Origin of the sequence: Sorangium sp. So ce726 (genome assembly GCF_051521405.1) — a bacterium.
Classification (GTDB): Bacteria; Myxococcota_A; Polyangia; order Polyangiales; family Polyangiaceae; genus Sorangium.
On sequence record NZ_CP150349.1, the window covers coordinates 7,154,138 to 7,177,203 of the forward strand.

At 70.1% G+C, this 23,066-nt stretch carries 27 protein-coding genes and 1 pseudogene; 17 read left to right on the forward strand and 11 right to left on the reverse strand.

Going from position 1 to position 23,066, the window contains the following annotated elements; genetic code table 11:
- Positions 1 to 61: 61 nt before the first annotated feature.
- A complete protein-coding gene (locus WME79_RS26565; RefSeq protein WP_437520319.1) occupies positions 62 to 856 on the forward strand; it encodes a hypothetical protein in 795 nt (264 codons plus the stop codon).
- A gap of 28 nt (positions 857 to 884) precedes the next feature.
- Here WME79_RS26565 and WME79_RS26570 read toward each other — a convergent pair whose 3' ends face one another.
- From WME79_RS26570 to WME79_RS26590, 5 genes are all read right to left on the reverse strand, one after another.
- Entirely contained in the window at positions 885 to 1,868 is a 984-nt protein-coding gene (locus WME79_RS26570; RefSeq protein ID WP_437520321.1) for an aldo/keto reductase, read from the reverse strand.
- Between the two features lie 217 nt (positions 1,869 to 2,085).
- The gene (locus WME79_RS26575) at positions 2,086 to 2,439 is read right to left on the reverse strand and encodes a YciI family protein (protein WP_437520323.1); all 354 of its coding nucleotides are present in this window, start codon (positions 2,437 to 2,439) and stop codon (positions 2,086 to 2,088) included.
- Positions 2,440 to 2,544: 105 nt separating this feature from the next.
- Positions 2,545 to 2,973, reverse strand: coding sequence for a DoxX family protein (locus WME79_RS26580; protein WP_437520325.1), 429 nt, complete (start codon positions 2,971 to 2,973; stop codon positions 2,545 to 2,547).
- Positions 2,974 to 3,108: 135 nt separating this feature from the next.
- On the reverse strand, positions 3,109 to 4,098 hold the full coding sequence (locus WME79_RS26585; RefSeq protein ID WP_437520327.1) for a sigma-70 family RNA polymerase sigma factor: 990 nt from the start codon (positions 4,096 to 4,098) through the stop codon (positions 3,109 to 3,111).
- Between the two features lie 4 nt (positions 4,099 to 4,102).
- The gene (locus tag WME79_RS26590; RefSeq protein ID WP_437520329.1) at positions 4,103 to 4,525 is read right to left on the reverse strand and encodes an ADP-ribosylation/crystallin J1; all 423 of its coding nucleotides are present in this window, start codon (positions 4,523 to 4,525) and stop codon (positions 4,103 to 4,105) included.
- A gap of 289 nt (positions 4,526 to 4,814) precedes the next feature.
- On the opposite strand from WME79_RS26590, the gene WME79_RS26595 reads away from it, so the two are divergent.
- The gene (locus tag WME79_RS26595; protein ID WP_437520331.1) at positions 4,815 to 5,354 is read left to right on the forward strand and encodes an EF-hand domain-containing protein; all 540 of its coding nucleotides are present in this window, start codon (positions 4,815 to 4,817) and stop codon (positions 5,352 to 5,354) included.
- Positions 5,355 to 5,529: 175 nt separating this feature from the next.
- Here the strand turns inward: WME79_RS26595 and WME79_RS26600 are convergent, their stop codons facing one another.
- Positions 5,530 to 5,925, reverse strand: coding sequence for a hypothetical protein (locus tag WME79_RS26600; protein WP_437520332.1), 396 nt, complete (start codon positions 5,923 to 5,925; stop codon positions 5,530 to 5,532).
- Between the two features lie 280 nt (positions 5,926 to 6,205).
- Here WME79_RS26600 and WME79_RS26605 point away from each other — a divergent pair, with 280 nt between their 5' ends.
- On the forward strand, positions 6,206 to 6,754 hold the full coding sequence (locus tag WME79_RS26605) for an EF-hand domain-containing protein (RefSeq protein WP_437520333.1): 549 nt from the start codon (positions 6,206 to 6,208) through the stop codon (positions 6,752 to 6,754).
- An 8-nt stretch (positions 6,755 to 6,762) separates the two neighbouring features.
- Here the strand turns inward: WME79_RS26605 and WME79_RS26610 are convergent, their stop codons facing one another.
- Complete coding sequence (locus WME79_RS26610; RefSeq protein WP_437520334.1) at positions 6,763 to 7,338, reverse strand: hypothetical protein; 576 nt, start codon at positions 7,336 to 7,338, stop codon at positions 6,763 to 6,765.
- A 382-nt stretch (positions 7,339 to 7,720) separates the two neighbouring features.
- On the opposite strand from WME79_RS26610, the gene WME79_RS26615 reads away from it, so the two are divergent.
- A complete protein-coding gene (locus WME79_RS26615; protein ID WP_437520336.1) occupies positions 7,721 to 8,536 on the forward strand; it encodes a hypothetical protein in 816 nt (271 codons plus the stop codon).
- A gap of 136 nt (positions 8,537 to 8,672) precedes the next feature.
- A complete protein-coding gene (locus WME79_RS26620; protein ID WP_437520337.1) occupies positions 8,673 to 10,187 on the forward strand; it encodes an arylsulfatase in 1,515 nt (504 codons plus the stop codon).
- A 132-nt stretch (positions 10,188 to 10,319) separates the two neighbouring features.
- Here WME79_RS26620 and WME79_RS26625 read toward each other — a convergent pair whose 3' ends face one another.
- Both WME79_RS26625 and WME79_RS26630 read right to left on the reverse strand, forming a co-directional pair.
- On the reverse strand, positions 10,320 to 11,177 hold the full coding sequence (locus tag WME79_RS26625; RefSeq protein ID WP_437520339.1) for a hypothetical protein: 858 nt from the start codon (positions 11,175 to 11,177) through the stop codon (positions 10,320 to 10,322).
- Positions 11,178 to 11,527: 350 nt separating this feature from the next.
- Entirely contained in the window at positions 11,528 to 12,034 is a 507-nt protein-coding gene (locus tag WME79_RS26630; protein ID WP_437520340.1) for a hypothetical protein, read from the reverse strand.
- 251 nt (positions 12,035 to 12,285) lie between these two features.
- Between WME79_RS26630 and WME79_RS26635 the strand changes: the two genes are divergently transcribed.
- The 10 genes and pseudogenes from WME79_RS26635 (at position 12,286) to WME79_RS26680 (ending at position 18,699) form a co-directional block, all read left to right on the forward strand.
- Positions 12,286 to 12,708 carry a hypothetical protein gene (locus tag WME79_RS26635; RefSeq protein WP_437520342.1) on the forward strand — a complete coding sequence of 141 codons (423 nt, stop codon included), beginning with the start codon at positions 12,286 to 12,288 and terminating at the stop codon, positions 12,706 to 12,708.
- A gap of 94 nt (positions 12,709 to 12,802) precedes the next feature.
- A pseudogene (locus WME79_RS26640) lies at positions 12,803 to 12,853 on the forward strand (HNH endonuclease); the annotation flags it as partial.
- Between the two features lie 353 nt (positions 12,854 to 13,206).
- Positions 13,207 to 13,467, forward strand: coding sequence for a hypothetical protein (locus WME79_RS26645; RefSeq protein WP_437520344.1), 261 nt, complete (start codon positions 13,207 to 13,209; stop codon positions 13,465 to 13,467).
- A 72-nt stretch (positions 13,468 to 13,539) separates the two neighbouring features.
- Positions 13,540 to 14,148 carry a YdeI/OmpD-associated family protein gene (locus WME79_RS26650; RefSeq protein WP_437520345.1) on the forward strand — a complete coding sequence of 203 codons (609 nt, stop codon included), beginning with the start codon at positions 13,540 to 13,542 and terminating at the stop codon, positions 14,146 to 14,148.
- A 29-nt stretch (positions 14,149 to 14,177) separates the two neighbouring features.
- A complete protein-coding gene (locus WME79_RS26655) occupies positions 14,178 to 14,522 on the forward strand; it encodes a VOC family protein (RefSeq protein ID WP_437520347.1) in 345 nt (114 codons plus the stop codon).
- Between the two features lie 139 nt (positions 14,523 to 14,661).
- Complete coding sequence (locus WME79_RS26660) at positions 14,662 to 15,804, forward strand: penicillin-binding transpeptidase domain-containing protein (RefSeq protein ID WP_437520348.1); 1,143 nt, start codon at positions 14,662 to 14,664, stop codon at positions 15,802 to 15,804.
- A 56-nt stretch (positions 15,805 to 15,860) separates the two neighbouring features.
- Entirely contained in the window at positions 15,861 to 16,493 is a 633-nt protein-coding gene (gene nth / locus WME79_RS26665; RefSeq protein WP_437520350.1) for an endonuclease III, read from the forward strand.
- 7 nt (positions 16,494 to 16,500) lie between these two features.
- Positions 16,501 to 17,184 carry a uracil-DNA glycosylase gene (gene ung / locus WME79_RS26670; protein ID WP_437520351.1) on the forward strand — a complete coding sequence of 228 codons (684 nt, stop codon included), beginning with the start codon at positions 16,501 to 16,503 and terminating at the stop codon, positions 17,182 to 17,184.
- 7 nt (positions 17,185 to 17,191) lie between these two features.
- Positions 17,192 to 17,956 (forward strand): YkgJ family cysteine cluster protein, encoded by a 765-nt coding sequence (locus tag WME79_RS26675; RefSeq protein ID WP_437520353.1) that lies wholly within the window; start codon positions 17,192 to 17,194, stop codon positions 17,954 to 17,956.
- Positions 17,957 to 18,081: 125 nt separating this feature from the next.
- Positions 18,082 to 18,699, forward strand: coding sequence for a glutathione S-transferase family protein (locus tag WME79_RS26680; RefSeq protein WP_437520354.1), 618 nt, complete (start codon positions 18,082 to 18,084; stop codon positions 18,697 to 18,699).
- A 271-nt stretch (positions 18,700 to 18,970) separates the two neighbouring features.
- Here the strand turns inward: WME79_RS26680 and WME79_RS26685 are convergent, their stop codons facing one another.
- Positions 18,971 to 19,876, reverse strand: a complete 906-nt coding sequence (locus WME79_RS26685) for a phosphotransferase family protein (protein ID WP_437520356.1) — start codon at positions 19,874 to 19,876, stop codon at positions 18,971 to 18,973.
- 84 nt (positions 19,877 to 19,960) lie between these two features.
- On the opposite strand from WME79_RS26685, the gene WME79_RS26690 reads away from it, so the two are divergent.
- Positions 19,961 to 20,866, forward strand: a complete 906-nt coding sequence (locus tag WME79_RS26690; protein WP_437520358.1) for a PP2C family protein-serine/threonine phosphatase — start codon at positions 19,961 to 19,963, stop codon at positions 20,864 to 20,866.
- A gap of 18 nt (positions 20,867 to 20,884) precedes the next feature.
- Here the strand turns inward: WME79_RS26690 and WME79_RS26695 are convergent, their stop codons facing one another.
- Entirely contained in the window at positions 20,885 to 21,772 is an 888-nt protein-coding gene (locus tag WME79_RS26695) for an SCE4755 family polysaccharide monooxygenase-like protein (RefSeq protein ID WP_437520359.1), read from the reverse strand.
- Between the two features lie 334 nt (positions 21,773 to 22,106).
- Between WME79_RS26695 and WME79_RS26700 the strand changes: the two genes are divergently transcribed.
- Complete coding sequence (locus tag WME79_RS26700) at positions 22,107 to 22,952, forward strand: aldo/keto reductase (RefSeq protein ID WP_437520361.1); 846 nt, start codon at positions 22,107 to 22,109, stop codon at positions 22,950 to 22,952.
- Positions 22,953 to 23,066: the final 114 nt, after the last annotated feature.

A 23,066-nucleotide genomic window follows, 5' to 3' on the forward strand; every position in this document is an offset into this window, starting at 1 on the left:
CGTCCGCTTCCGCTCACGCTTCCACCTCGAGCGCCGCGGTCGCGCTCGCGGGAGGGGGAGCATGACAGACGTCCTGAGAGGCACCGATTTCGTCGCAGGCCTTCCAGAGCACGCGTGCGCCGCGCGCGAGGAGGCCATCCTCGAAGCGGTGCAGGCCGGCCACCTGGCGCCGATCTCGTGGGTCCCGGTGTACAGCCAGCTCGACGAGCGCCGCGCGACGTTCCTCGTGAGCGCCGACGCGCTCCGCATCGGCGACGCGGAGGACTCCGTCCGCGTCAACGCCTCCGCGCGGACGACCCAGCGAATCGCGGATCTGCTCGAGTGCGCGATGCTGACGACGCGCCTCTGCGACCTCGTGTGGGAGCAGGCGACCGTGCGGATCCCGCCGTGCATCGGCGCCCCGGATGCCTCGATGGCGAACACCTCCCGCATGCTGGAGCACCACCGCCGCGTCGAGGAGCAGCTCGCGGGGCGGACCGGGCTCATCGAGAACGTGGGCAAGCACTGGGTACTCACCAACCACCTCGCGGACCGCCCCGACCGGGCCGCCAACTACGGCTGGTTCGACCCGGGCGCGGCCCACAGGTACGGCCAGCACACCCTGTGGCAACCTCTCGGGCTCGCGCACAATCCGGATCATGTGGACTACTCGCAGGTCGTTCGCCTCGTGCGGCGACGGTGCACGGTCGACGACGCAGAGCGCGACCTGCTCGAGGTGATGACCGACCCGGCGCTCGCCGGCCTGCTCTCGTGCGAGGGCCCCCTGCGCGTCCTCCGGCTGCCCGGGGTGCCCGAAGAGGCGTGGCCCGCCGCTCGCCCGAAAGGGAGCGCTGACCCCACGCCCGGAGAGGCGTGATCGTCGCGCGGCGCTCAGGCGGCGTCGCTCACTGGTTCACGAGCTGCATGCCGAGCTCCGGATAGCGGAGGCCGACGGCCGCGCCCTTCGGCACCACCGCGTCGAGGCGCCGCAGATCGCCCTCGGTCAGCTCGATCGCCTCCGCGGCGACGTTCTCCTCGAGGTAGATGCGGCGCTTCGTGCCGGGGATCGGGACGATGAAGTCCCCCTGCGCGAGCACCCACGCGAGCGCGAGCTGCGACGCCTTCACGCCCTTCTCCCGCGCGATGCCCTCGACCTTCGCGACGAGGTCGAGGTTCCGCTGGAAGTTCTCGCCCTGGAATCGCGGCGAGATGCGGCGGTAGTCGTCCGGCGCGAGATCCTCGAAGCGCCGGATCTGCCCCGTGAGGAAGCCGCGGCCGAGGGGGCTGTACGCGAGGAAGCCGATGCCGAGCTCGCGGCACGTGGCGAGCACGTCGTCCTCGGGATCGCGCGTCCAGAGCGAGTACTCCGTCTGCACCGACGCGAGCGGGTGCACGGCGTGGGCGCGCCGGAGCGTGGACGAGCTCGCCTCCGAGAGGCCGATCGCGCGCACCTTGCCGGCCTTCACGAGGTCCGCCATCGCGCCGACGCTGTCCTCGATGGGCGTCTTCGGATCCACGCGGTGCAGCTGGTACAGATCGATCACATCGACGCGTAGGCGCCGCAGGCTCGCGTCGCAGGCCGAGCGGATGTACTCCGGCGCGCCGTTGATGCCGCGGACCGTGACGTCGTTCGGGTCGCGGACGATGCCACACTTGGTCGAGAGGATGACGCGATCGCGCCGGCCCGCGATGGCCCGGCCGACGAGCTCCTCGTTCGTGAAGGGACCATACATGTCCGCGGTGTCGAGCAGCGTGACGCCGAGCTCGATGGCGCGGTGAAGGGTGGCGATCGACTCGGCCTCATCGCGCTCGCCGTAGAAATCGCTCATGCCCATGCAGCCGAGGCCGAGGGCGGAGACCTGGAGAGTTCCGAGCTTGCGTGTGTGCATGGTTGGGCTCCTTGACGCCGCGGAGAGGCGGTGGCGACGCACGCCACGTAGAAGTGAGCGCGCGCACGGAGTCAAGGGGCGGTTCGACCGCGCTCGGACCACCGGCTGGAGGGTGCCAACACACCCTCCCGGGACAGCTGAAATTCAAACCGGAGGCTTCAGACAACCGTCACACTGAACAATTCAGATGACGATAAACCATTCGCCGCCAGCGCGTTCAGGAGGGCGGAGGCCCATCCATCAGCGGAAGCACCTCGCAGTGGCCATCCCCGGCGACCTGAAGGAAGCGCTTTGCCCCCGCGATCGCCTCCTCCTTCGAGGCCGCCCGGATCAGCGCATAGCCGACCATCGGATCCTTCATGTCCGGGAGCGCCCCGTCGCTCACGGTGAGCTCGGCGCCTGCTCTCCGGACGCGCGCGCCCATCGCGGTGGGGAGGAGCGCGTCGGTGCCGAGGAGCACGCCCTCCCGCGTCATCTCGTCGATGAGCTTCCCCATCTGCGCCATGTGCTCCGGATCGGGCGCGCAGAGCTCCTGGCTTTTGTCAGGTCGATACAGCATCAAGAATCGCATCGTCGTCTCTCCTTGGGTGCTCGCCCGGCGCCGCGGGCGCTCCTTCATCACAGACTGCGCGAGCCGCTCGGATTCATCGGTCGCGCGATCATTCCTCGATACCCGCTACTTCCGGAGCGGGAGCAGCGCGCGCAGCCGCTCGTCGCGCAGGAGCAGCCCGCCCCAGATCATCGCGGCGACGTACACAGGGAACAGGACGTGGCTGAACAGCGGGTTGTCGACGCGCACGTGCGTGGCGACGGCGCCGCCCAGGAAGCCTGTCAGCAGGATCGCGCCGAGCACGGAGGTGCGCGGGATCATGTAGGTGACGACGCTCGCCAGCAGGACGAGCCCGATGCCGCGGACCGAGCTCAGGGGATAGCCGAGCTGCTCGGACCCCTCCAGCACCTGGGGCACCATCATCAGCTTCCCGATGCTGTCGAAGAGCAGGAACGCCACCGACAGGCCGCTAAGGATCCGCCCGGCCCAGACCTTCTTGTTCGACACCACCACCGGCTCCACGTGCTGCTGCGACATCAAGGCGCTCGTCTCCATCGTCTCCTCCTGGCTCGCTCTGGACAGATCGGTCCTCCCGCCCCGGCGTCATGGCGGCGCGGCGCGGCCGATTCGATCCCTAGGACGCCGCGACGGCGCCCGATTCATCGGTCGTCCGGAAGATTTTTTTCGGGGCTAGGTTTCGGGCCGCAGGGGCAGGCCAAAGAGCGGGAAGAGCCGCTCGGCGTCGAGGAACGAGCACACCCCGACGATCTCCCCGGCGGACACGTCGATGACCTGGATCGCCCACGGGACGAAGGCGCCGCCAGGGCCGCTCGGCCGGTACTGCCCCAGCGCGAACGATCCGTTCGCTGCCACCGGCAGCAGCCGCGAACCTCTGCACCCCTCTCCCACCTTGAGGAGCCAGGCGTGCACCGAGGGACGCCCGCGCAGCCACAGGCGGTAGGGCGGCATCGACCAGGTCGCGTCCTCGCGGAGCAGCGAGACCAGCGCGTCGACGTCTTGCCGCTCGAAGGCCGCGACGTAGCGGCCGAGCAGGGACCGCTGCGCCTCGTTCATCGGCTCATGGAGGTCGGCCTTCTCCTGCTGGCCGAGCGTCGCCCGGGCGCGCTGCAGGGCGCTGTTGACCGAGGCGATGGTCATCCCGAGCAGCTCCGCGATCTCCGCGGCCTCCCAGGAAAGGACCTCCTTCAGCAGCAGCGCCGCGCGCTGCCGGGGCGGGAGCCGCTGGAGCGCGGCCACGAACGCGAGCCGGATCGTCTGCCGCGACGCGACCAGCTCCGCCGGGTCGCAGGACGCCGCCAGCACCCGACCGTCGGGGATCGGCAGCACCCACGTCGCCTCCGCCAGCGTGTCGAGGACCGGGTTCTCGGCCGAGCCCGCCGGGCCGAGATCCATCGGTCGAGCCCGCCGCGACCGGCCCCGCAGCATGTCGAGGCACACGTTGGTGGCGATGCGGTACAGCCACGATCGCATCGCCGCGCTGCCCTCGAGCTGATCGAAGCTCCGCCACGCCCGCACCATCGTCTCCTGCACGGCGTCGTCCGCGTCGAACGCGGAGCCGAGCATCCGGTAACAGTGGCCGGTCAGCTCCTGCCGGTGCTGCTCCAGGCGCAACTCCATCTCGCTGGGAGGGGGGTTGGCTGCGGGGCTGGAGAACTCCATGGCCTCAACTGACCTTCGTTGGCGGGTTGCGGAGCCAACCGTTGGGGAGACGGGTCGCAGGATCGATGTCTCCCTGAAACTTCGGTCCGCAATAGACCTCGGTGACCTCGATGGTCCCGACGAGATGCCGGTTGAACTCCTCCAGCTCCTCGGCGGGCACCCAGAGCTCCTCGTGGGAGCGTCCGCCCGCGATCTGCACGGGATACCTGCGGGCAAAGTCGTCCTCGACCTCGAACCGCGTCACCCACCCCGCGAACCCGGAGGTCTCATCGACGGTGTTCCAGTCGCGGGCGATCTTGCGCGCATACTCCTCCGTCAGCACCGGATAGAAGATCGGCTGATGCGGCAGGCGCGGCGGGAACGCTCGATAGCCGGCCTCTGCGATGAGCCGGAGCTCGGCGAGGCCCACGGGTCGGTACAAGATCATCGTCGTCTCTGCTTCCTTTATACCCCCGCTGGACGTGGATCTCAGCGTCCGTCTGCCGGAGCCGACGCTGCGACCTCGACGCGATGCGCGGAGGCTCACACCAGCGGGCCGCGCGCGGCCCCTGCCAAGGGCGGGTGGTGGTGGGCCGGGACGGAGCGAGGCGCCCCAGGCCACGGTCGCGCCCGCTGAAAAAAGATCGAGGGGCACGTAGGGAGGGCGGCACGGGGAGCGTCTCAGGAACAAAAGCCGGCAAGAAGACGCTGGCCCTTGCACCAAGGAGCACGACCCAATGACCCTCGCCCTCTTCTCCAACAAGACCCACAGCGCGATCCGTCGCTTCGTCCTCGGCAGCTTCCTTGCTGCGGCCGTCCTGGCCGGCGGCGGAGCGGCCTACGCGGCCAACGGCGCGGGCGGCACGGGGGGCAAGCCGGCGCCGCACCAGGGCCAGGGCAAGGACGCCCGCCACCCGCACGGCCCGAAGGACCCGGCCCGCCTCATCAAGCGCTTCGATAAGAACGGCGACGGCAAGCTGACCGTCGCAGAGCTCCCCGAGAAGGCGCAGAAGCGGTTCGGCAAGGCGGACACCAACAACGACGGCATCCTGTCGGCCGAGGAGCTCAAGGCGCACGCCGAGCTGCGCCTGAAGGACCGGGCGGCGAAGCAGAAGGCGCGCTTCGCCAAGAAGGACAAGAACGGCGACGGCTTCCTCACCAGGGACGAGGTGGGCGAGAAGCGCTGGGAGCGGGTGAAGGCGGCGGACGCGAACCGCGACGGCAAGGTGAGCGCCGACGAGCTGCGCGCGGCGCACAAGCCGCCGGCAGCGCGGTAGCGCCGAGGCGAGCGCGCGACGCGGAGAGCCATGGTCGGCCTGCTCCGTTCATGGCTCCGGCGCGGACCGGAGCAGCTCATCGCCGAGCGAGTGCGAGCGTCGCGGCACGTCGGGAGAGCGGCCCAGAAAACGGCGCGGCGAGCGGCAGCGCCGGAGAGCAGCCGAGCGCGCCCGCTCAGGAGCCGAGCGGCGCGCCGCAGCGATTGCAATCCTTTGATCGGTACGAGTGCTTCGCCGCGCAGTTCAGGCAGTGCTTCGGCAGGAAGTAGAGAAGCGCCAGTCCGATGCAGGTGCCCAGCCCCACGATCCCCCACGCGCCGCTCCGGCCGCGCATCTTCGCGTAATACACGAGCGCGGTGATGAACAGGGCGACGCCGAGGAGCGTGATGGGAGCGTTGTCCATCGCGCGACCCACCGATTGCAGAAGGAACCCCGGCACCCCGAAGAGGAAGCTCAAGGTGCTGGAGCGACTCAGCTTCTTCTGGATCTCGAGGCGCTGCTCCGGGCTGATCTGCTCGACGCTCGCGGCGTGAGGCTCGATGGATGCGGTCGGAGGTGCATAAGGGTTCATGCGTTCTTCCTTCTCGGCGCGCGTTCCGGCGCGGTCCCGCAGAGCGCCGCGCGGCGAGGCTCCCAGGTTATGCGCCCTCCCCGACCCGGAATAGCGGGATTTGCACAGGATACCTGCGGGCAACGTCGTCCTCGACCTCGAACCGGGGCACCCACCGCGCCCCCGGACGCGCCCGCTGAAAAAAGATCGAGGAGCGCGTAGGGAGGGCGGCCCGGGGAGCGTCCCAGGAACAGATGCCGGCAAGAACAGGCTGGCCCTTGCACCAAGGAGCACGACCCCGATGACCCTCGCCTTCTTCTCCAGCAAGACCCACAGCGCGATCCGTCGCTTCGCCCTCGGCAGCTTCCTTGCCGCGGCCGTCCTCGCCGGCGGCGGAGCGGCCTACGCGGCGAATGGCGCGGGCGGCACGGGGGACAAGCCGGCGCCGCACCAGGGCCAGGGCAAGGACGCCCGCCGCCAGCACGGCCCGAAGGACCCGGCCCGCCTCATCAAGCGCTTCGATAAGAACGGCGACGGCAAGCTGACCGTCGCAGAGCTCCCCGAGAAGGCGCAGAAGCGGCTTGGCAAGGCGGACACCAACAACGACGGCACCCTGTCGGCCGAGGAGCTCAAGGCGCACGCCGAGCAGCGCATGAAGGACCGGCAAGCGAAGCAGAAGGCGCGCTTCGCCAAGAAGGACAAGAACGGCGACGGCTTCCTCACCAGGGACGAGGTGGGTGACAAGCGCTGGGAGCGGGTGAAGGCGGCGGACGCGAACCGCGACAGCAAGCTGAGCCCTGACGAGCTGCGCGCCGCGCGCGCGGCGCGCAAGCCGCCGGCAGCGCGGTAGCAGCGGGGTCAGCGCCGCGGCGCCGTCTCCTCGCCGGACGCCGTCTCCCCGCCTGGCGCTGTCTCCTCGCCAGCGCTCGCTGCCGCCGCGGCGCCGCGCTTCCTCGGGCGCTTCGGAAAGAGCGGGAGCTGCCGCTCCAGCACCTGGCTCCGCCAGGCGAGCAGGGTCTGCGCGCGCCGGCGCGCCGTCTCCTTCCCGATGCCCGCGGTGAAGCGAAAGATGCGCCGCGCGAGCGCCTCCCGCGTCGGCGCCGCGGGCTCGAAGAGATCCGGCGCGACCTCCTTCACGACCTCGCACGCGAAGATCGCGCGCCGCAGGTGTGTCCGCTCGTCGGCAGAGCCGGACGCGGTGGCGAGCAGCTCGCGTGCCGCAGGCGTGATCGAGGCGCCGTCGTCGCCGAGCCAGCCGAGGACGCGGGCAGCGGCGAGCGCATAGCCGACGTGCCGCAAGGAGATGCCCGTCTGCTCGGAGATCTGCTCCTTCTCGGTCACCCCGCCCGAGAGCGCCTCGAGCACGCGCCGAACGTTCGCGAGGTTGTCGGCCTGGGGGATCTCGGCGCTGTGCAACAGGCGGGTCGTCGGCATGGGCGGCAAGGAACCCCCGGCCCCCGGCCGGGAGACAACACCATAGCGCGCCAAGGCACGGCGTGGGTCTCGAAGACGCCCGCCTGGGCCGGGCGCGTCGTCGCCGCGCTTCTCCAGCGCGCACGCTGCGCCGGCCGGGCCGTGGGCGCCTGGTCCCTGTGCCAGAGCTGTCTGCGCCTGGCACACGTGGCGCAGCGCGCTAGCAACCGCGCTCGGGAAAGCGCCCGGATTGCGCGGAGCCGCGATGGAACGGTTGCTGCCAAGTCGGCCAGGGCCGACGCTCGCGTCGAGCCCGCCGCGGCCCTCCGGGACATCGCGCCTGAAGGAGGGAGCGCTCCGGTTCTCCCCTTTACAGCGCCCTCGCGTGTTCCAGGTGCTCCCCATGAGATCTTTCCTTCGCGCATTGACCCGCTGGCAAGCGACTCCCGTGTTCACCCTCGCGCTGCTGTGTCTCCATTGCAGCTCGAGCGTCGAGGCGGACCCGATGGGCGGCGGCGGCTCGGCCGACGACGGCGGCGGCAGTAGCTCCACCGGCGAGGGGAGCGTCGCCAGCACCTCGACCGGCGAGGGCGGCGGCGGAAGCTCGAATGGATCGGGCGCTGGCGGCTCCACAGGCGAAGGCGGCGGAAGCTCCTCAGGCGAAGGCGGCAGCTCCACGGGGGAAGGCGGCAGCGGAAGCTCCACGGGGGCGGGCGGTGGCGGCGGGTGCCGCCTGCCGGACGACCCCGCGGTGTTCGAGATCGGGACCGGCGAGACCTGCTTCGAGAGCATCGAGGAGGGCGCCACGCTCCCGGTGATCACCGGGCCCCAGGGGGGATATCATCTCTGGTTCGCCGTCGGCTGCAGCGATTGCGGCACCAGGGTCCGCGTGCGGTACAGCGTCAAGGACCCTGCGACCGGGGACATGTTCCCGCCGGGCGTGCCGCAGGAGGGGATGGTCGAGCTCCTCCCCGGGGAGTTCCCGCACGCGTTCGGGCTCATTGCCTTCCTCCCCGGGACGCGGTGGCAGCCGGACGCCGTGCTCAAGGAAGGGACCCACGTGATCCTCGCGGCGGAGGCGCGCAACGACGACGGCTCGACGAAGCACACGGCGCAGGTGGAGGTCGTCCTCGGCGCCACCGTGGAGTGGGGGCTGCCGTGCAGCAACGATCCGGCGACCTGCGACGCCCCCGGCGGGGCGCCGTGCTGCACCGACTGAGCGATGCGTCCGGACAGCACGAAGGCGACCGTCCACCACGGGGTCAAGCAGCGGCGGAGAGCGGAGTCCATCTTCGGTGCGCCCGTTGCGGGTTCTCCCGACTTGTCGGACACCGCTCGCGTGCCATTCCATCGCCATGTCGACACCTGGTACGGCTGCTCCGAAGACGACGAAGAAGCGCGATGGCAAGCCCAACGTGCTCATCCTCTGGGGAGACGACATCGGCGTCTGGAACATCAGCTTCCATAACCGCGGGATGATGGGGTATCGCACCCCGAACATCGATCGGATCGCGGAGGAGGGGCTCGCCTTCACCGACTACTACGGTCAGCAGAGCTGCACCGCTGGCCGAGCCGCGTTCATCACCGGCCAGAACCCGATGCGCACCGGGCTCACCAAGGTGGGGATGCCCGGCGCCGAGGTCGGCCTCCGGCCCGAGGACCCGACGATCGCCGAGCTCTTGAAGCCGCTCGGCTACGTGACCGGGCAGTTCGGCAAGAACCACCTCGGCGACCGGGACGAGCACTTGCCCACGAATCACGGCTTCGACGAGTTCTACGGCAACCTCTACCACCTGAACGCCGAAGAGGAGCCGGAGCACCCCGACTACCCCAAGGATCCAGCGTTCCGCAAGCGGTTCGGGCCGCGGGGAGTGCTCCACTGCTTCGCCGACGGCCGCGTCGAGGACACCGGCCCGCTCACGCGCAAGCGGATGGAGACCATCGACGACGAGATCACGGACCGGTGCCTCGAGTTCCTCGAACGCGCCCACCGCGACGGAAAGCCGTTCTTCGTCTGGTACAACACGACCCACATGCACTTCCGCACGCACCCGAAGCAGAACGTCCGCGGGAAGAGCGGCCAGGGCGACTACAACGACGTGATGGTCGAGCATGACGAGTACATCGGCAAGATCCTCTCCAAGCTCGACGAGCTCGGGATCGCCGACGACACCATCGTCCTGTACTCGACAGACAATGGGCCCCACTTCAACACCTGGCCGGACGCCAGCATCACCTGCTTCCGAAGCGAGAAGAACACGAACTGGGAGGGCGCGTTCCGCGTGCCGGCGTTCGTGAGGTGGCCCGGGAAGATCCCGGCCGGGAAGGTGCTCAACGGGATCGTCTCCCACCAGGACTGGCTGCCGACGTTGCTCGCCGCCGCGGGCGTCCCCGATATCAAGGAGAAGCTCCTTCGCGGCCACGAGGCCGGCGGCAAGAAGTTCGAGGTGCACATCGACGGCTACGACATGCTCCCCTACTTCACCGGGGAGGCGGCGGAGAGCCCGCGAAAGGAGTTCTTCTACGTGGGCGACGACGGCGATCTGCTGGCCATTCGTTATGACGACTGGAAGCTCGTCTTCATGGAGCAGCGCGCCACGCGCTTGCAGCTCTGGGCCGAGCCTTTCGTCCAGCTGCGGATCCCGAAGATCTTCAACCTCCGTCGCGACCCGTTCGAGCGGGCCGACGAGGGCTCGAACACGTACTGGGACTGGGTCCTCGACCATGTGTTCCTGGTCGTGCCCTGCCAGGCGTACGTCGCGAAGCTCCTCGAGTCGTTCGAGCGGTTTCCTCCCCGGCAGAAGCCGGCGGCGTTCAACCTCGACCGGGTGATGGAGAAGCTCGTTCAGAACCGCATCCATGGTGACTGACGACGGAGCGACCTGGCCCTCCCCGCCGCCGCCGCGCGTCTGACGGCGAAGCCCCTCGAGGTCCAGCGATACCCCCGCGACCTCTTGACGCCGGCTCGCCCGGGATCGCGCGCCGAGCGGCGGAGGCGTGGATCAGAAGACGACGGCGCCGGGCGAGCAATACTGGTCGAGGAGGGGCGAAGGTGTCGCCGATACGTTGGCGTCGTCCACGTAGTACACGGCCGGCCCGCCGATCGTGTAGATATAGACCTCGTTGTTGAACGACGTGCCGCAGGTCTGGAGGTACTCCCACTTTCCGGCCTGCGTCGAGGTCCTGGTATTATAACCCGTGCCGCCGCTGCCGAGCCCTATCGTCACCTGCCCGGTCACGGTATAGACCCAGACGCTGAACCGCAGGTAGGCGTTGTTCGGCGGCGGGCTGGCGGATGTCCAGTACTGCTGGGCGATGCCGCCGTTGGTCGTCGTCGCGGACACGAGGAGGCTGCGCCTGTTGGCCGTGTGCACGACGTCGGTCTTGAGCCACGTCGCGATGGCGCCGTAGTTCAGGTCATTGCTCGTGGCAGGCCAGGAGTCCGCCGCGGTGCCCCAGCCGGCGAACCATGAGGCGTTGGCGTTGCCATGATCGATGAAGCCCGACGGGATGCCGGCCTGCGCGTTCTCGAAGCCGGGGTTATAAAGCAGGTTGACGATCGGGAGCTGGAGGAGGACGAGGGACTGCGCGCTGCCGCCGGGGCTGACCACGATCTCTGCGCCAGACTTCGCGACGGGGGTCGGCGTCTGCTGGACGAGGGCGTCCGCGGCCGGCGCCGTGTTCTGCGCGCCGAGGCCTTCGGACGGCTGCACCTCCACCGGGGCGCGCGCTGCCTCGGGGAAGGCGGCGGCCTCCTCGACGTCCATGAGCCCCTCGTCGTGAGGTTCGGAGCCCGAGACGCAACCGACGAGGGCGAAGGGGACAACGAGGCTGCTGAGGATGAATGCGGTAGATTTCATGATGGGTTTTCTCCGTCGAGGATTGATTGATCGACGGACTGTCCTTCCTCCTGAGCACGCTGAGCACGCTGCGTGCCGGTTCGGCGGGCGCTGATTTCGGGTGATCTTGAGGGGGGCGCTCGTGGAGCGAGCGCCGGAACGGGAGCACGCCAACAGCCCCGCTAAAATGCTCCAGGCGCCGGTGTGGAGGCTGTGGCCTGGAGGCCATGACCTCCAGGCGCAGAGGCGTGCCCCTCCAGGACGGCGGGCCGACGGTGATGCCTGCGCGCGAGCGCCGCGTAGACGGAGGACGCGCTGCGCTGGAGCGCGCCGTGGCGCCGCCGGGGCGTCAGGCCGGCGGGAGCAGGACGTCAACCCGGCGGGAGCAGGGCGAGCAGCGCTCTGGCGGCAACCCTCTTGTCGAGGACAAGCACGCTCCGGATCATCCTTGCGCTCCCCGTGAGCTTCTCGCCGAGCCCCTCGCCCGGGATCTCGAGCCGGCAGGCCAGGAGGCGCTGCGGGTAGCGGGAGAGGAGCGCGTCGCAGTCGCGATAGAAGCGGGTGCTGCCGTCGCTCGCGAGAAAGAGGATGCGCGACGCGCGGGCGTTCTGCGGGCTCTCCGGGGCCCTCCTGGCCGCGGCGTCCAGCCCCTTCTGCTCGCTGGCGAGCTTGTCGGCGATGAGCTCGAGGCCGTGGCAGGCGTGCTCGGCCGCGAGCGCGCCGCGGAGCTCCGCGGCCAGCGCGTCGGTGATCGGGAGCGTCGCCACCTGGTTTCGGCCGCTCTCCCACAAGAGACCCGCGTGCTTGGTGAGGAGCTCGAACACCGCGTCATGGCGCGGATCGGCGACGAGATCTTTCGGCAGCTTGAGCACAGGCACCTCTGCGTGCACCCTACCAGACCCGGCGCTCGGCGACGACCGCCGCGGCGGCGCGCCTCCCGCACGCGGATCCGTCGGACCAGGCCATCCCTTCCGGCCTGGGCCGCTGGCTTCGGTTGACCAGTCGACTACCCGTTGGGCTGACGATGATACCGATCATGGCCCGGCAGAGGAGAACGGCCGGCTGCGCGTCGCGCTGTGCCTTGTACCGCCGAGCTTGCTGGCCTCGACGGCCCATCGTAAACTAGGATATGGCCGTTCAAGCCGTTACCGTGAACCTGCCCGAGCCGCTGTACGAGCGCCTGGCTCGCCGCGCGCAGAAAACGCAACGAACCGTCGAGGCCGAGCTCGTCGACGCGGTGGCAACCTCCCTCCCTGACGAACCCGACGAGCTGCCGGTCGACATGGCGGAGGCCATCGCCGCGCTGCACCTGCTAGGTGACGAGGATCTCTGGCGGGCCGCCAGGCAGAGCCTCGCCGCGGAGAAGGCAGCAGAACTAGAGGATCTGCACATCAAGCGCCAGAGCGAAGGGCTCTCCGCGTCGGACATCGAGGAGCTCGCGACGCTCATGAAGGAGTATACGCGGATCATGCTGGTTCGCTCCCGATCTGCCGCGCTGCTCAAGCAGCGAGGTCATGACGTCTCGGGGCTTCATCAAGGACATGAGCCGTAGCTACATCGGGAGGGCGCTGCGTGAGCAGGTCACCAGTGAGGCGCGCCATCGCTGCGGCTACTGCCTGACCTCGGCGCGTATTATCGGCACGCCGATGGAGATCGACCACATTATCCCTGAGTCTCTGGGCGGACCTACTGCCAGGGAAAACCTCTGGCTCGCATGCTCGATGTGCAACGATCACAACGGCAATCGAATCGCTGCTCCCGACCCGCACACCGGGGAAGTCGTGCGTCTCTTCAATCCACGACAGCAGGTCTGGTTGGATCATTTCGGTTGGAACACAGAGGGATCTCTGATCATCGGCAAGACGCCGACTGGCCGCTGCGGTTCGCCTGAACCGCGCCGAGCTCGTGGAAGCCCGGCGAGGCTGGGTCATCGCGGGTTGGCATCCGCCCGAGGATTGAGCGATGCGGCCGCCCAACGAAATAGCATTTTCGCGGCGAGAGGCGCTAAAACGCTATTTCGTCAGGCATCACATGGGCAGGCAGGATTCACATGTCTTCTAAGGACACTCCCAAGTATTGGTTTCCCGCCAAGCGCTATGGTTGGGGGTGGGGCCTGCCCTCTGCATGGCAAGGCTGGGTCGTCCTCCTTATCTATTTCGTGGTGGTCCTTGGTGGCATTCCGTTCGTTCACGCCACAAGCGGGACCGTTGTCTACGTCATTTACGTATTCGTCCTCACGGCGGCGCTCATCGCCATCTGCTGGCTCACGGGTGAAGCTCCCCGCTGGCGGTGGGGAGGCGATGATGCCTAAATCATCGCCGTGAATCCGGCGCGCCGGCCCCCTTGGCTCCTTGATCGATAGACTTCAACCGGGACCTTTTTCATGGCACCGATCATTCCCAATCCAGACAAGATCAAGAGCTTCCCCACCGAGGCGGCCTTCGAAGCCTGGATGGTCGCGAACCACGCCCGCGAGACCGAGCTGTGGCTGAAGATTCACAAGAAGGACTCGGGCATGCCGACGGTGACCTACGCGCAGGCGCTGGACGTGGTCCTGTGTTGGGGGTGGATTGACGGCATCCGGAAGGCCTTCGACGAGGTCTCGTTTCTGCAGCGGTACACCCCTCGCAAGGCGAGGAGCGTCTGGAGCCAGATCAACACAGATCACATCGCTCGGCTGACGGCGGCCGGCCGAATGACCCCGCACGGCCAGCGGCAGGTGGACGCCGCGAAGGCGGATGGTCGCTGGGAGGCCGCCTATGCCCCCATCCGCAGGGCGACCGAAGACACCCTTCCCGACGACCTTCGCGCGGCCATCGAGGCGAACCCACGGGCGCGCAAGACGTTCCAGACCCTCGGACGCCAGAACCTGTTCGCGCTGGCGTTTCGCATGAACAACATCAAGACGCCCGCCGGGCGCGCGAAGAAGATCGCGGCGCTGGTGGAGATGCTGGCGCGCGGTGAGACGATCGTGCCGGAAGGGCGGCGCTGACCTCGGTCAGCGCGCGCGGCTCCCCTCCCATGAGCGTGCAACGTATTGCCTACATGGTTCTCCGGTGCGCGGACCTCGAGCGCTCGCGGCAGTTCTACGAAGGCCTTGGACTGCGCTTGTCCCCGGAGCAACACGGCAACGGACCGAAGCACTACTCGTGCAACGTGGGTGGGATGATCCTCGAGCTCTATCCGCTCTCGGACAGGCCGACGTCCGGTCTCCGTCTGGGGCTCGTCGTTTCCGACCTCGATCGGATCCTGGAGTCGCTCAGAGCGTTGGGCGCGGTGGTTGGCGCCATCGGCTCCGAAGGCAGCTCGCCCGTGACGGTCGTCGATCCCGACGGCCATCGGATCGCCCTGGAACAAGAGCGCTGAGCCGCTCCAGGGCGAAGCCGGGGAGCGGGCGCAGCACCTCACGAGCCGCTCCCGACCCTCATCCCCGGGCGACGAGGCACCCGTCGCGAACGCCGCCCGGAACTTGGCCCTCCCGCGCGCCCCCTGGCATCTCCGCGCGGTGCGATCGCGTCTCTTCCTCGCGCTCGCCGCCGCGATCGCCGTCGGGATCGCGCCGGCGACGGCATCTCCAGCGCCGCCGGGCGTCCGAAAGCTCCACGTCGAGGCCGGCGCAGTCCACGCCACGGTCGGCGCGTCGGGCAAGCAGGTGCGCCTCACGCTCGATCCCGAGCTCCAGCGCGCCGCCGAGCGCCTCCTCGCCCGCTCCGGCGCCCCCGAGGGCGCCATCGTCGCCTCCGACGTCCGCACCGGCCGCATCCTCGTGTGGGCGAGCCGCGGAGACCGGGACTACGTCGCCACCCCGCTCGCACCGAGCGCGAGCCTCTTCAAGATCGTCACCGCGGCGGCGCTGCTCGAGGGCCGCAAGGTGAACGTCGCCACGCCCGTCTGTTACACGGGCGGCATGAGCGCGATCACCGCGGCCGATCTCCAGGGCCGCGGCGCCACCTGCACCGTCTTCGGCGAGGCGCTCGGCCGCAGCATCAACGGCGTCTTCGCCCGCCTCGCAGGCCAGCACCTCACGGCCGACGACCTGCGCAACAAGGCCCGCGACCTCGGCTTCGACGGCGAGGTCCCGATCGACATCCCCGTCGCGCCGAGCGCCGCCCACATCCCGGCCGACGGGCTCGGCCTCGCCCGCGCGGCCGCGGGCTTCTGGAGCGGGCGGCTCAGCCCGCTCGGCGCCCTGTTCGCGATGCAGACGATCGCCAACGACGGCGAGCGCGTCCGCCTCTCGCTGCTCGCGCCGCCGGGCGCGCAGGACCGCGGGGACGCGGGCGCGCTCGCGCCGCGGAGCACCGACGGCCGCGGCCTCCGGGCCGACGTCGCGCGCACCCTCCGGTCGATGCTCGAGATCACCACGCGGCGAGGCACCTGCGCCAAGGCGTTCCGCAAGCCGGACGGCACCCGCGCCCTCGGCACCATGCCCGTCGCCGCCAAGACCGGCACGCTCGTCGGCGGCAGCCCGTCGCGGATGTTCTCGTGGTTCGCCTCGTTCGCGCCGTCGGATCGCCCCGAGATCGCGGTCTCCGTGATGCTGGCCAACGACATCGCGTGGCGCACCAAGGCGAACCTCGTGGGGCGCGAGCTGCTCGAGACCTACTTCGGCCGGAGGCGCCCGGGGCCCGTGGCCCGGCGTCGCTGAGGGGCCGAGCCCCGCTGACGGGCGGCCCGGGGCTGGGTTACGCTGCGATAACCCCCATGAACGCCCGAGACCGCATCCCCCTCCTCCTCGATCAGCTGCGCGAGGAGCACCCCGACGCGCGTTACGAGCTCGACTGGAAGACGCCGCTCGATCTGCTCGTCGCGACCATCCTGGCCGCGCAGTGCACGGATGAGCGCGTCAACCGGGTGACCGCCACGCTCTTCCCGAAGTACCCGACGGCGCAGGCGTACGCCGACGCGCCCACGGCGGAGCTCGAGGAAGAGCTCAAGCCGACCGGCTTCTACCGCCAGAAGACGAAGACGGTGCAGGCCGCCTGCAAGGAGCTCGTCGCGCGCTTCGGCGGCGAGGTGCCCGCGACCATGGCCGAGCTCACCTCGCTGCCGGGCGTGGCCAGGAAGACGGCGAACGTCGTGCTCAACACGGCGTTCGACATCCCCTCAGGGATCATCGTCGACACCCACGTCGCCCGCCTCAGCGGGCGCATCGGCCTCTCGAAGCGCGAGAAGCCCGAGCAGATCGAGGAGGATCTGATGAAGATCGTGCCGAAGGATCAATGGACGTTCTTCGGCCCTGCGCTGGTGCTGCACGGCCGCTACACCTGCGTCGCCAGGAAGCCGAAGTGCGGGGAATGCCGGATGAGCGAGTTCTGTCCGAAGGAAGGGGTCTGAACGAGAGATGAAGATCGATCTACCTGCCTCGTGGGAGCGCGTGCTCGCCGGAGAGCTCGAGCAGCAGTACTTCAAGAAGCTGGCGCGCTTCGTCGAGGACGAGCGGAAGGCGCACCAGGTGTTTCCGGCGGAGGAGGACGTCTTCGCCGCGTTCAAGTTCACGCCGTACGAGAGCGTGCGCGTGCTGCTCCTCGGCCAGGACCCGTACCACGACGACGGGCAGGCCCACGGGCTGTGCTTCTCCGTGCGCCCGGGCATCACGCCGCCGCCGTCGCTGGCCAACATGTACAAGGAGGCGGTCTCGGATCTGCCGGGCTTCACGATCCCGAGCCACGGTTGCCTCACCACGTGGGCGACCCAGGGCGTGCTGCTGCTGAACACCGTGCTCACCGTCCGGGCGCACACGCCGAACTCCCACAAGAACCAGGGCTGGGAGTCGTTCACCGACGCGGTCATCAAGAAGGTCAACGACAGGCCCGACGGGGTTGTGTTCGTGCTCTGGGGCGGCCACGCGCAGAAGAAGGCAAAGCTCATCGACGCGAAACGCCACACGGTCATCAAGGCGGCGCACCCCTCGCCGCTGTCGGCGAGGAGCGGCTTCTTCGGCAGCAAGCCGTTCTCGACCATCAACAGCGCCCTCCGCGCCCGCGGCGCCGACGAGATCGACTGGCGGCTCCCGGAGACCGCGTAGCGCCGCGATGACGCGGCGGAAGCGCTCCCTGCCGCTCGCCCCCGGGACGCGGTACACCCCCGCCGTCCTCGAGGGGATCGCCGACGGGGAGCGCGCCGCGCTCGCGCTGTCGCTCAGCGCGCGCACCGAGGCCGGCGCGGTGTCGGCCGCGGCCTCGGCGCTCGCGCGGGCCGAGGCGCTGCAAGGGGCCTCGGCGGCCGCCGAGCCGCCCGAGCGGCCCATCGCCTGCAAGGCCGGCTGCGCGACCTGCTGCGTCAGCAAGGTGCTCGTGCTGGCGCCGGAGGTGCTCCGCATCGCGGCCCACCTGCGCGCCACGCGGAGCCCGGCGGAGCTCGCCGCGCTGGAGGAGCGCGTCCGCGCCGCCGACGCGGCGACGCGCGGGCTCTCCCGCCTGGAACGCGCCGAGGCCGGCGTCCCCTGCCCGCTGCTCGACGAGCGCGGCGCCTGCTCGATCCACGCCGTCCGCCCGATCGTGTGCGCGGGCTGGAGCTCCCTCGACGCCGCCGCGTGCGAGCGCCACTTCGCCGCGCCAGCGACCGTCCCCACGGCGCCCATGCACCGCCCGGGCTACGAGGTCGCCAACGCCGTCCTCGCCGGCCTGGGATGGGCTGCGAAGGAGCAGGGCCTCGACGCCGCGCCGCTCGAGCTGATCGCGGCGCTGCGCATCGCGCTCGAGCGCCCGAACGCCGGCGAGCGGTGGCTCGCGCGCCTCCCGGTCTTCGCCGCGGCCCGCGACGCCGAGTGGCAGGAGGACCGGCGGCGCGAGGGCTGATCGCGCGCCGCGGTCGGCCCGCGTCATCTGAGCGCTCGCGGTCGGAGAAATCCGTTTAGGCTAGCGCGCCGCGGGGGCCGCCGCCGGTCGGCGCCTCGCGACGGAACACAGGACAAGGAGACGCGATGAAGATCTACGGACATCCCATGAGCACGTGTACGCGCAAGGTCCTGACGGTGCTCGCCGAGAAGGGCCAGGAGGCGCAGTTCGTGCTCGTCGACCTGACGAAGGGCGCGCACAAGCAGCCCGATCACCTCGCGCGCCACCCCTTCGGCGTGATCCCGGTGCTCGAGGACGAGGACTTCACGCTCTACGAGTCGAGGGCGATCATGCGTTACCTCGATCACAAGCTTCCGGGAGCTCCGCTGACGCCGACCGAGCTCAGGGCCAGGGCGCTCATGGATCAGTGGCTCAGCGTGGAGCAATCGTACTTCGCCACCCCGGCGGTCAAGATCGTCTTCCAGCGGGTCTTCCTGCCGATGCAGGGCAAGCAGGGCGACGAGTCCATCGTCGACGCATCCAAGGCCGATGTCTCGAGGACGCTCGACGTTGTCGAGAAGGCGCTGGCCGGCCATGAGTACCTCGCGGGCTCGAGCTACTCGCTGGCCGACATCTCGTGGATGCCGTACCTCCAGTGTCTCGTGGTGTCGAAGCTCGGGGATCTCATCAGCGATCGGCCGAACGTCGCAGCGTGGTGGAAGCGGATCAGCGAGCGCCCCGCCTGGGTGAAGGTGTCGTCCTGACGCCTGCCGGCCTGCCCTGAGCGGGCCGTCTTCTGCGCAGAAGCGACGGGGTGGTCGGCGACGCCGGGGACGCCGGTGCATCGCTGCCGCCCCTGCGCGGCCGTGCTTGCCGGACGGCCGGGCGGCGCGGCGGGCCCTCCTCGGCCCTTTAGCTCGGGGCGCCGAGCAGCTCGTCGAGCGTCCGCGCGCCGAGCTGCTCATCACGAAAACGACTCTCCACGCTGCGGCGCCCGCCAATATGCACTACCGAGCCATGCGGGGCTCGACGTTTTCAAGCCACCTCAGCCCTCGCTTCCCCTGTGGTCTGAAGGATGCGGCCACAGACATCGGCCGCCCGGCGCGACTCTGGCTCCACCCCGTCGAGAAGGCCCACCAGGTTGAACAGGTCGAACGCTGCGGCCCAGCGCTCGAACCCCTCGGGAAGCGGCGCGCTCTGGCGGTAAGCACCCGCGAACGCCGCGACGAACTCGGGCCCCGGGCTCCAGCGCAGGAGCTGGCCGACGTCCATCAGGCTCGGTCCCGCGTACGCGAACTCCCAGTCGAGCACGAGGAGCTCGCCCGACGACAGCCAGTGCAGGTTCGACGCCTTGAAATCCCCATGGAGCAGCACGGGCGCCGACGCCAGCGCGCGAAGCGCCTCCGTGTTCGCGTCGAGGAAGTCGCGCACGTGCTCGCTCAGCTCGCCGCGCAGGGCAGGAGCCAGCCTGTCGAGGACCGCGTCCACATAACCCCGCAGCGCGCCGATGCAGTCGGCGAACGGCCCGGAGACGGCGAGCTCCGGCCCCAGGAAACCCGCGCTGTCGTAGCCGACGCTGTGAATCTCCGCGAGCGCGCGCCCGACCGCGGCGCCGCACGTCGCGGTGTCCTGGAGCGGTCCGTGTGGGACGTGCTCGAGGACGAGGAAGTCCTCACCCGCCGACAGGACCGCCGGGACGCGGAACGACCGCCAGCCCCTCGCCAGCAGGCTGGCCTCCTTCGGCGCCGCGGTCGCGTCTCGGCGGTACACCCGCAGCACGCGCTCGGCGTCGACGCGCACGTTCACGTTGGCGTGCCCGCCGGAGAGCACCTCCGCTTCGCCGGAGAACGGCGTGATGCGCCGCTCGATCTCGGCGCGAGCGAGGGTCTGGACGTGCGCGGCGCGCTCCCACGCGCGCTCGGGGTTGGGAAGCAGCCTCATGCGGTCTGTCTTCATTTGAGGCACGAGGCGCGCCGCGCGTCGAGCGCCCTCCCTCGGACAGCGCCGCCGCGGTACATTGCGCGCATGCCCGTGTACCGCACGTCCGCCGTCGAACACGCCGCGGCGGTCGCCGTGGCGGCCCAGACCGACGTGGGCCACAGCCGCGAGCACAACGAGGATACCTTCCTGATCAGCGATCTCGCGCGCGGGCTCGCCCACGGGCCCGCGGCCGCCCAGGCGTCCGTCGACCCGCCGCTCGCCCTGTCGCTCGGCGTCTACGACGGCTCCGGCGGCGCGTCGTCCCCCGACGCGGCGAGCCGGCTCGCGGCGCGCATGGTCCACGACATCCTCACCCGCTCCGCGCCCCGATCGAGCGACGCCCTCGAGCGGAGCCTCCTCGAGGCGATCGGCGAGGCCGGGCGCGCCGTCCGCGACAACGCCCGCCGGAGCTCACAGCACCGGAACAGCGGCACGACGGTGACCGTGGCCGCGCTCTGCGATGAGCGCCTCCTGCTCGCGCAGGTCGGCGACAGCCGCGCCTACCTCCTCCGCAGCGGTGTTCTCACCCAGCTCACCCGCGACCAGACGCTCCTCCAGTCGCTGCTCGAGAGCGGCAAGCTGCGGCCCGAGGAGGCCGCCACCTTCGAGCACAGGGGCGTGATGCTCCAGGCGCTCGGGCTCCGCGAACACCTCAGGATCGCGCTCTCCGCCGTCGAGCTCCGCCGCGAGGACACCCTGCTGCTCTGCACCGACGGGCTGAGCGACCTCGTCGATGATCGGCACATCGCCGCCACGCTCGACGCCCACCCCGACCCCGCGACAGCCGCCAGCGCCCTGATCGACGCCGCGCTCGCCGCCGGAGGCCGCGACAACGTGACCGCGCTGGTCACGCGGTTCGACGGCCCCTGGCTCGCTCCGCCGGCCAGCGACCGCGCCACGGAGATCATCGAGATCGCCAGGTTCTCCGAAGGGCCGACGCGCCGCTCCTGACGGCGCGCCGGCCCGCGATCACGAGCGCCGCGGCCCGCGACCGGCAGCGCCCTGCCGCGGCGCCAGCTTGCCTCGCCTCCGCCCGCGCGCCACGAGCGCAAGGGCGGCGAGCGCGCCGAGCCCCGCCGAGATCGGAGCCCCGCCCGCCGCGCCGCCGAAGCTGCACCCGCCGTCGTCCTCCGCCGCGCCAGATCCCTCGTCAACGCCAGCGCCCGTCGTTGCGCCCCCGCCCGTGCCCGCTGCCGCCCCCGTCGTCGCGCCCCCGCCCGTGCCCGCGGCCGCCCCCGTCGTCGCGCCCCCGCCTGCGCCCACCGTGGCGCTGCTGCTCGCGCTCGTCGCCGCGTCCCCGCCCGCGCCCGTCGCGCCGCCGCCCGTGCCGGCGCCGGAGCTCGCGGCGCTCGTCGCGGCGCCAGGGTCGGAGGACTTGAGCACCAGATCCGCACAGCGGTAGTACAGGGTGGCCGGCCTCCTGTCCGTCATGACCTGGATGAGCTGAAGCGTGCAGTTGTCACACTCCACGTCCGGGAGCGTGACCTCCGCCGAATACGACCCTCCGCGCTTGTCGGCGATGCCGTCGAGCAGGCAGCCCTTGTCCGTCCCCGGCTCGCAGAGATCGTTCTCGTTGGCCGGCTCCGGGAAATCGTCGAAGCCGTCGTCGTCGAACATGATCCGGAAATGCCCGGGGTGATCGATCGTCTCGTTCCACGTCACCGTGATGGTCTCGCCCGGCTCGAACACGGTGACGGTCTCGCCCCGCGCATCGCCGCGAGCACCGCAAGGCGCCACCTTCTGCTGGTCGTCCGCGTGCCTCGGCGCGGGGGACGTGAGGTCGATGTGCGCGCGGCTCACGCCAGCAAACGACATCACGGCGGCCAGTACGAACGATCCCATCAGCATGCAACGCATCGATCTACCTCCTCAGAGCCCGCGGGCAGCGCAATCTACACAGCGGCTCATCGCCTGTCTGCGACGTCCTCAAGCAAGGAATTTTTCACGGATATGGCGCCAGCGACCGACGTCGCGAACCGCCGGGCTCAGCCCGGTAAAGGCGCTCGGGCTTGCTTTTCGTGGTGAATTCAGCGATCCCACCCGGGGCGGAGGGGCGCCTCTGGAACGCCGATCAGGTAGAAAACGCTGTGTCCATGAGGTTCTCCGTGAAGGGAGGCCAGCACGGACCGCGTGGGGGCGGGGCGGGGGCGGCGCGTGCCGCCCCCGGTGACAAAAGCGGAGGATCATCATCATGGAGCAGCGCGCACTCGGTTCTACGGGCGTCAACATCCCGGTCGTCGGACAGGGCACCTGGCAGATGGAGATGGATGACGAGGCGGCCTGCATCGACGCCATCCGGCGGGGGATCGACGCGGGCATGACGCACATCGACACGGCGGAGATGTACGGCTCGGGCGCGGTCGAGGCGCTCGTCGGCAAGGCCATCGCCGGCCGCCGCGACGAGGTGTTCCTTGTCTCCAAGGTGCTGCCCAGCAACGCGAGCTACGCCGGCACGATCGCCGCGTGCGAGCGCAGCCTGGAGCAGCTCCGCACCGACCGGCTCGACCTCTACCTCCTCCACTGGCCCGGACCGCACCCGCTCGAGGAGACGTTCCGCGCCTTCAAGGTCCTGAGGGACCAGGGCAAGATCCGGTATTTCGGCGTCAGCAACTTCGACCAGGCGGAGCTCTCGAAGGCGATGGCCATCGCCGGAGCGCGCGAGATCGCCTGCAACCAGGTGCTCTATCACCTGCTCGAGCGGTCGATCGAGCACCGGGTGCTGCCGCTCTGCGAGCGGCACGGCATCGCGGTCGTCGCCTACAGCCCCTTCGGCTCGGGCCGGTTCCCTGCGCCGGGCAGCACGGCGGGCAGGGTGCTCGCGTCCATCGCCGCCGCCCACCGCGCGACGCCGTGGCAGGTCGCGCTGCGCTTCCTGCTCCGCCACCAGCCGGTCTTCGTGATCCCCAAGGCCGCGAACGCCGCGCACGCGCTGGACAACGCGGCCGCGGGCGATCTGCACCTCAGCAGCGAGGACATCGCCCGCCTCGAGACGGCCTTCCCGCTCGGCCGGGATCGCGGCGTGCTGCCAACACTGTGAAGCGAACGGTAAGTCGATGAAACCGTGAGAACGCCAGAAGACACCAAGGTTGGAATTCCACCTTGGCGTCTTCTGGAATCTTGGCATGTCTTTCCGTCACGAGCTTCGCGAGCC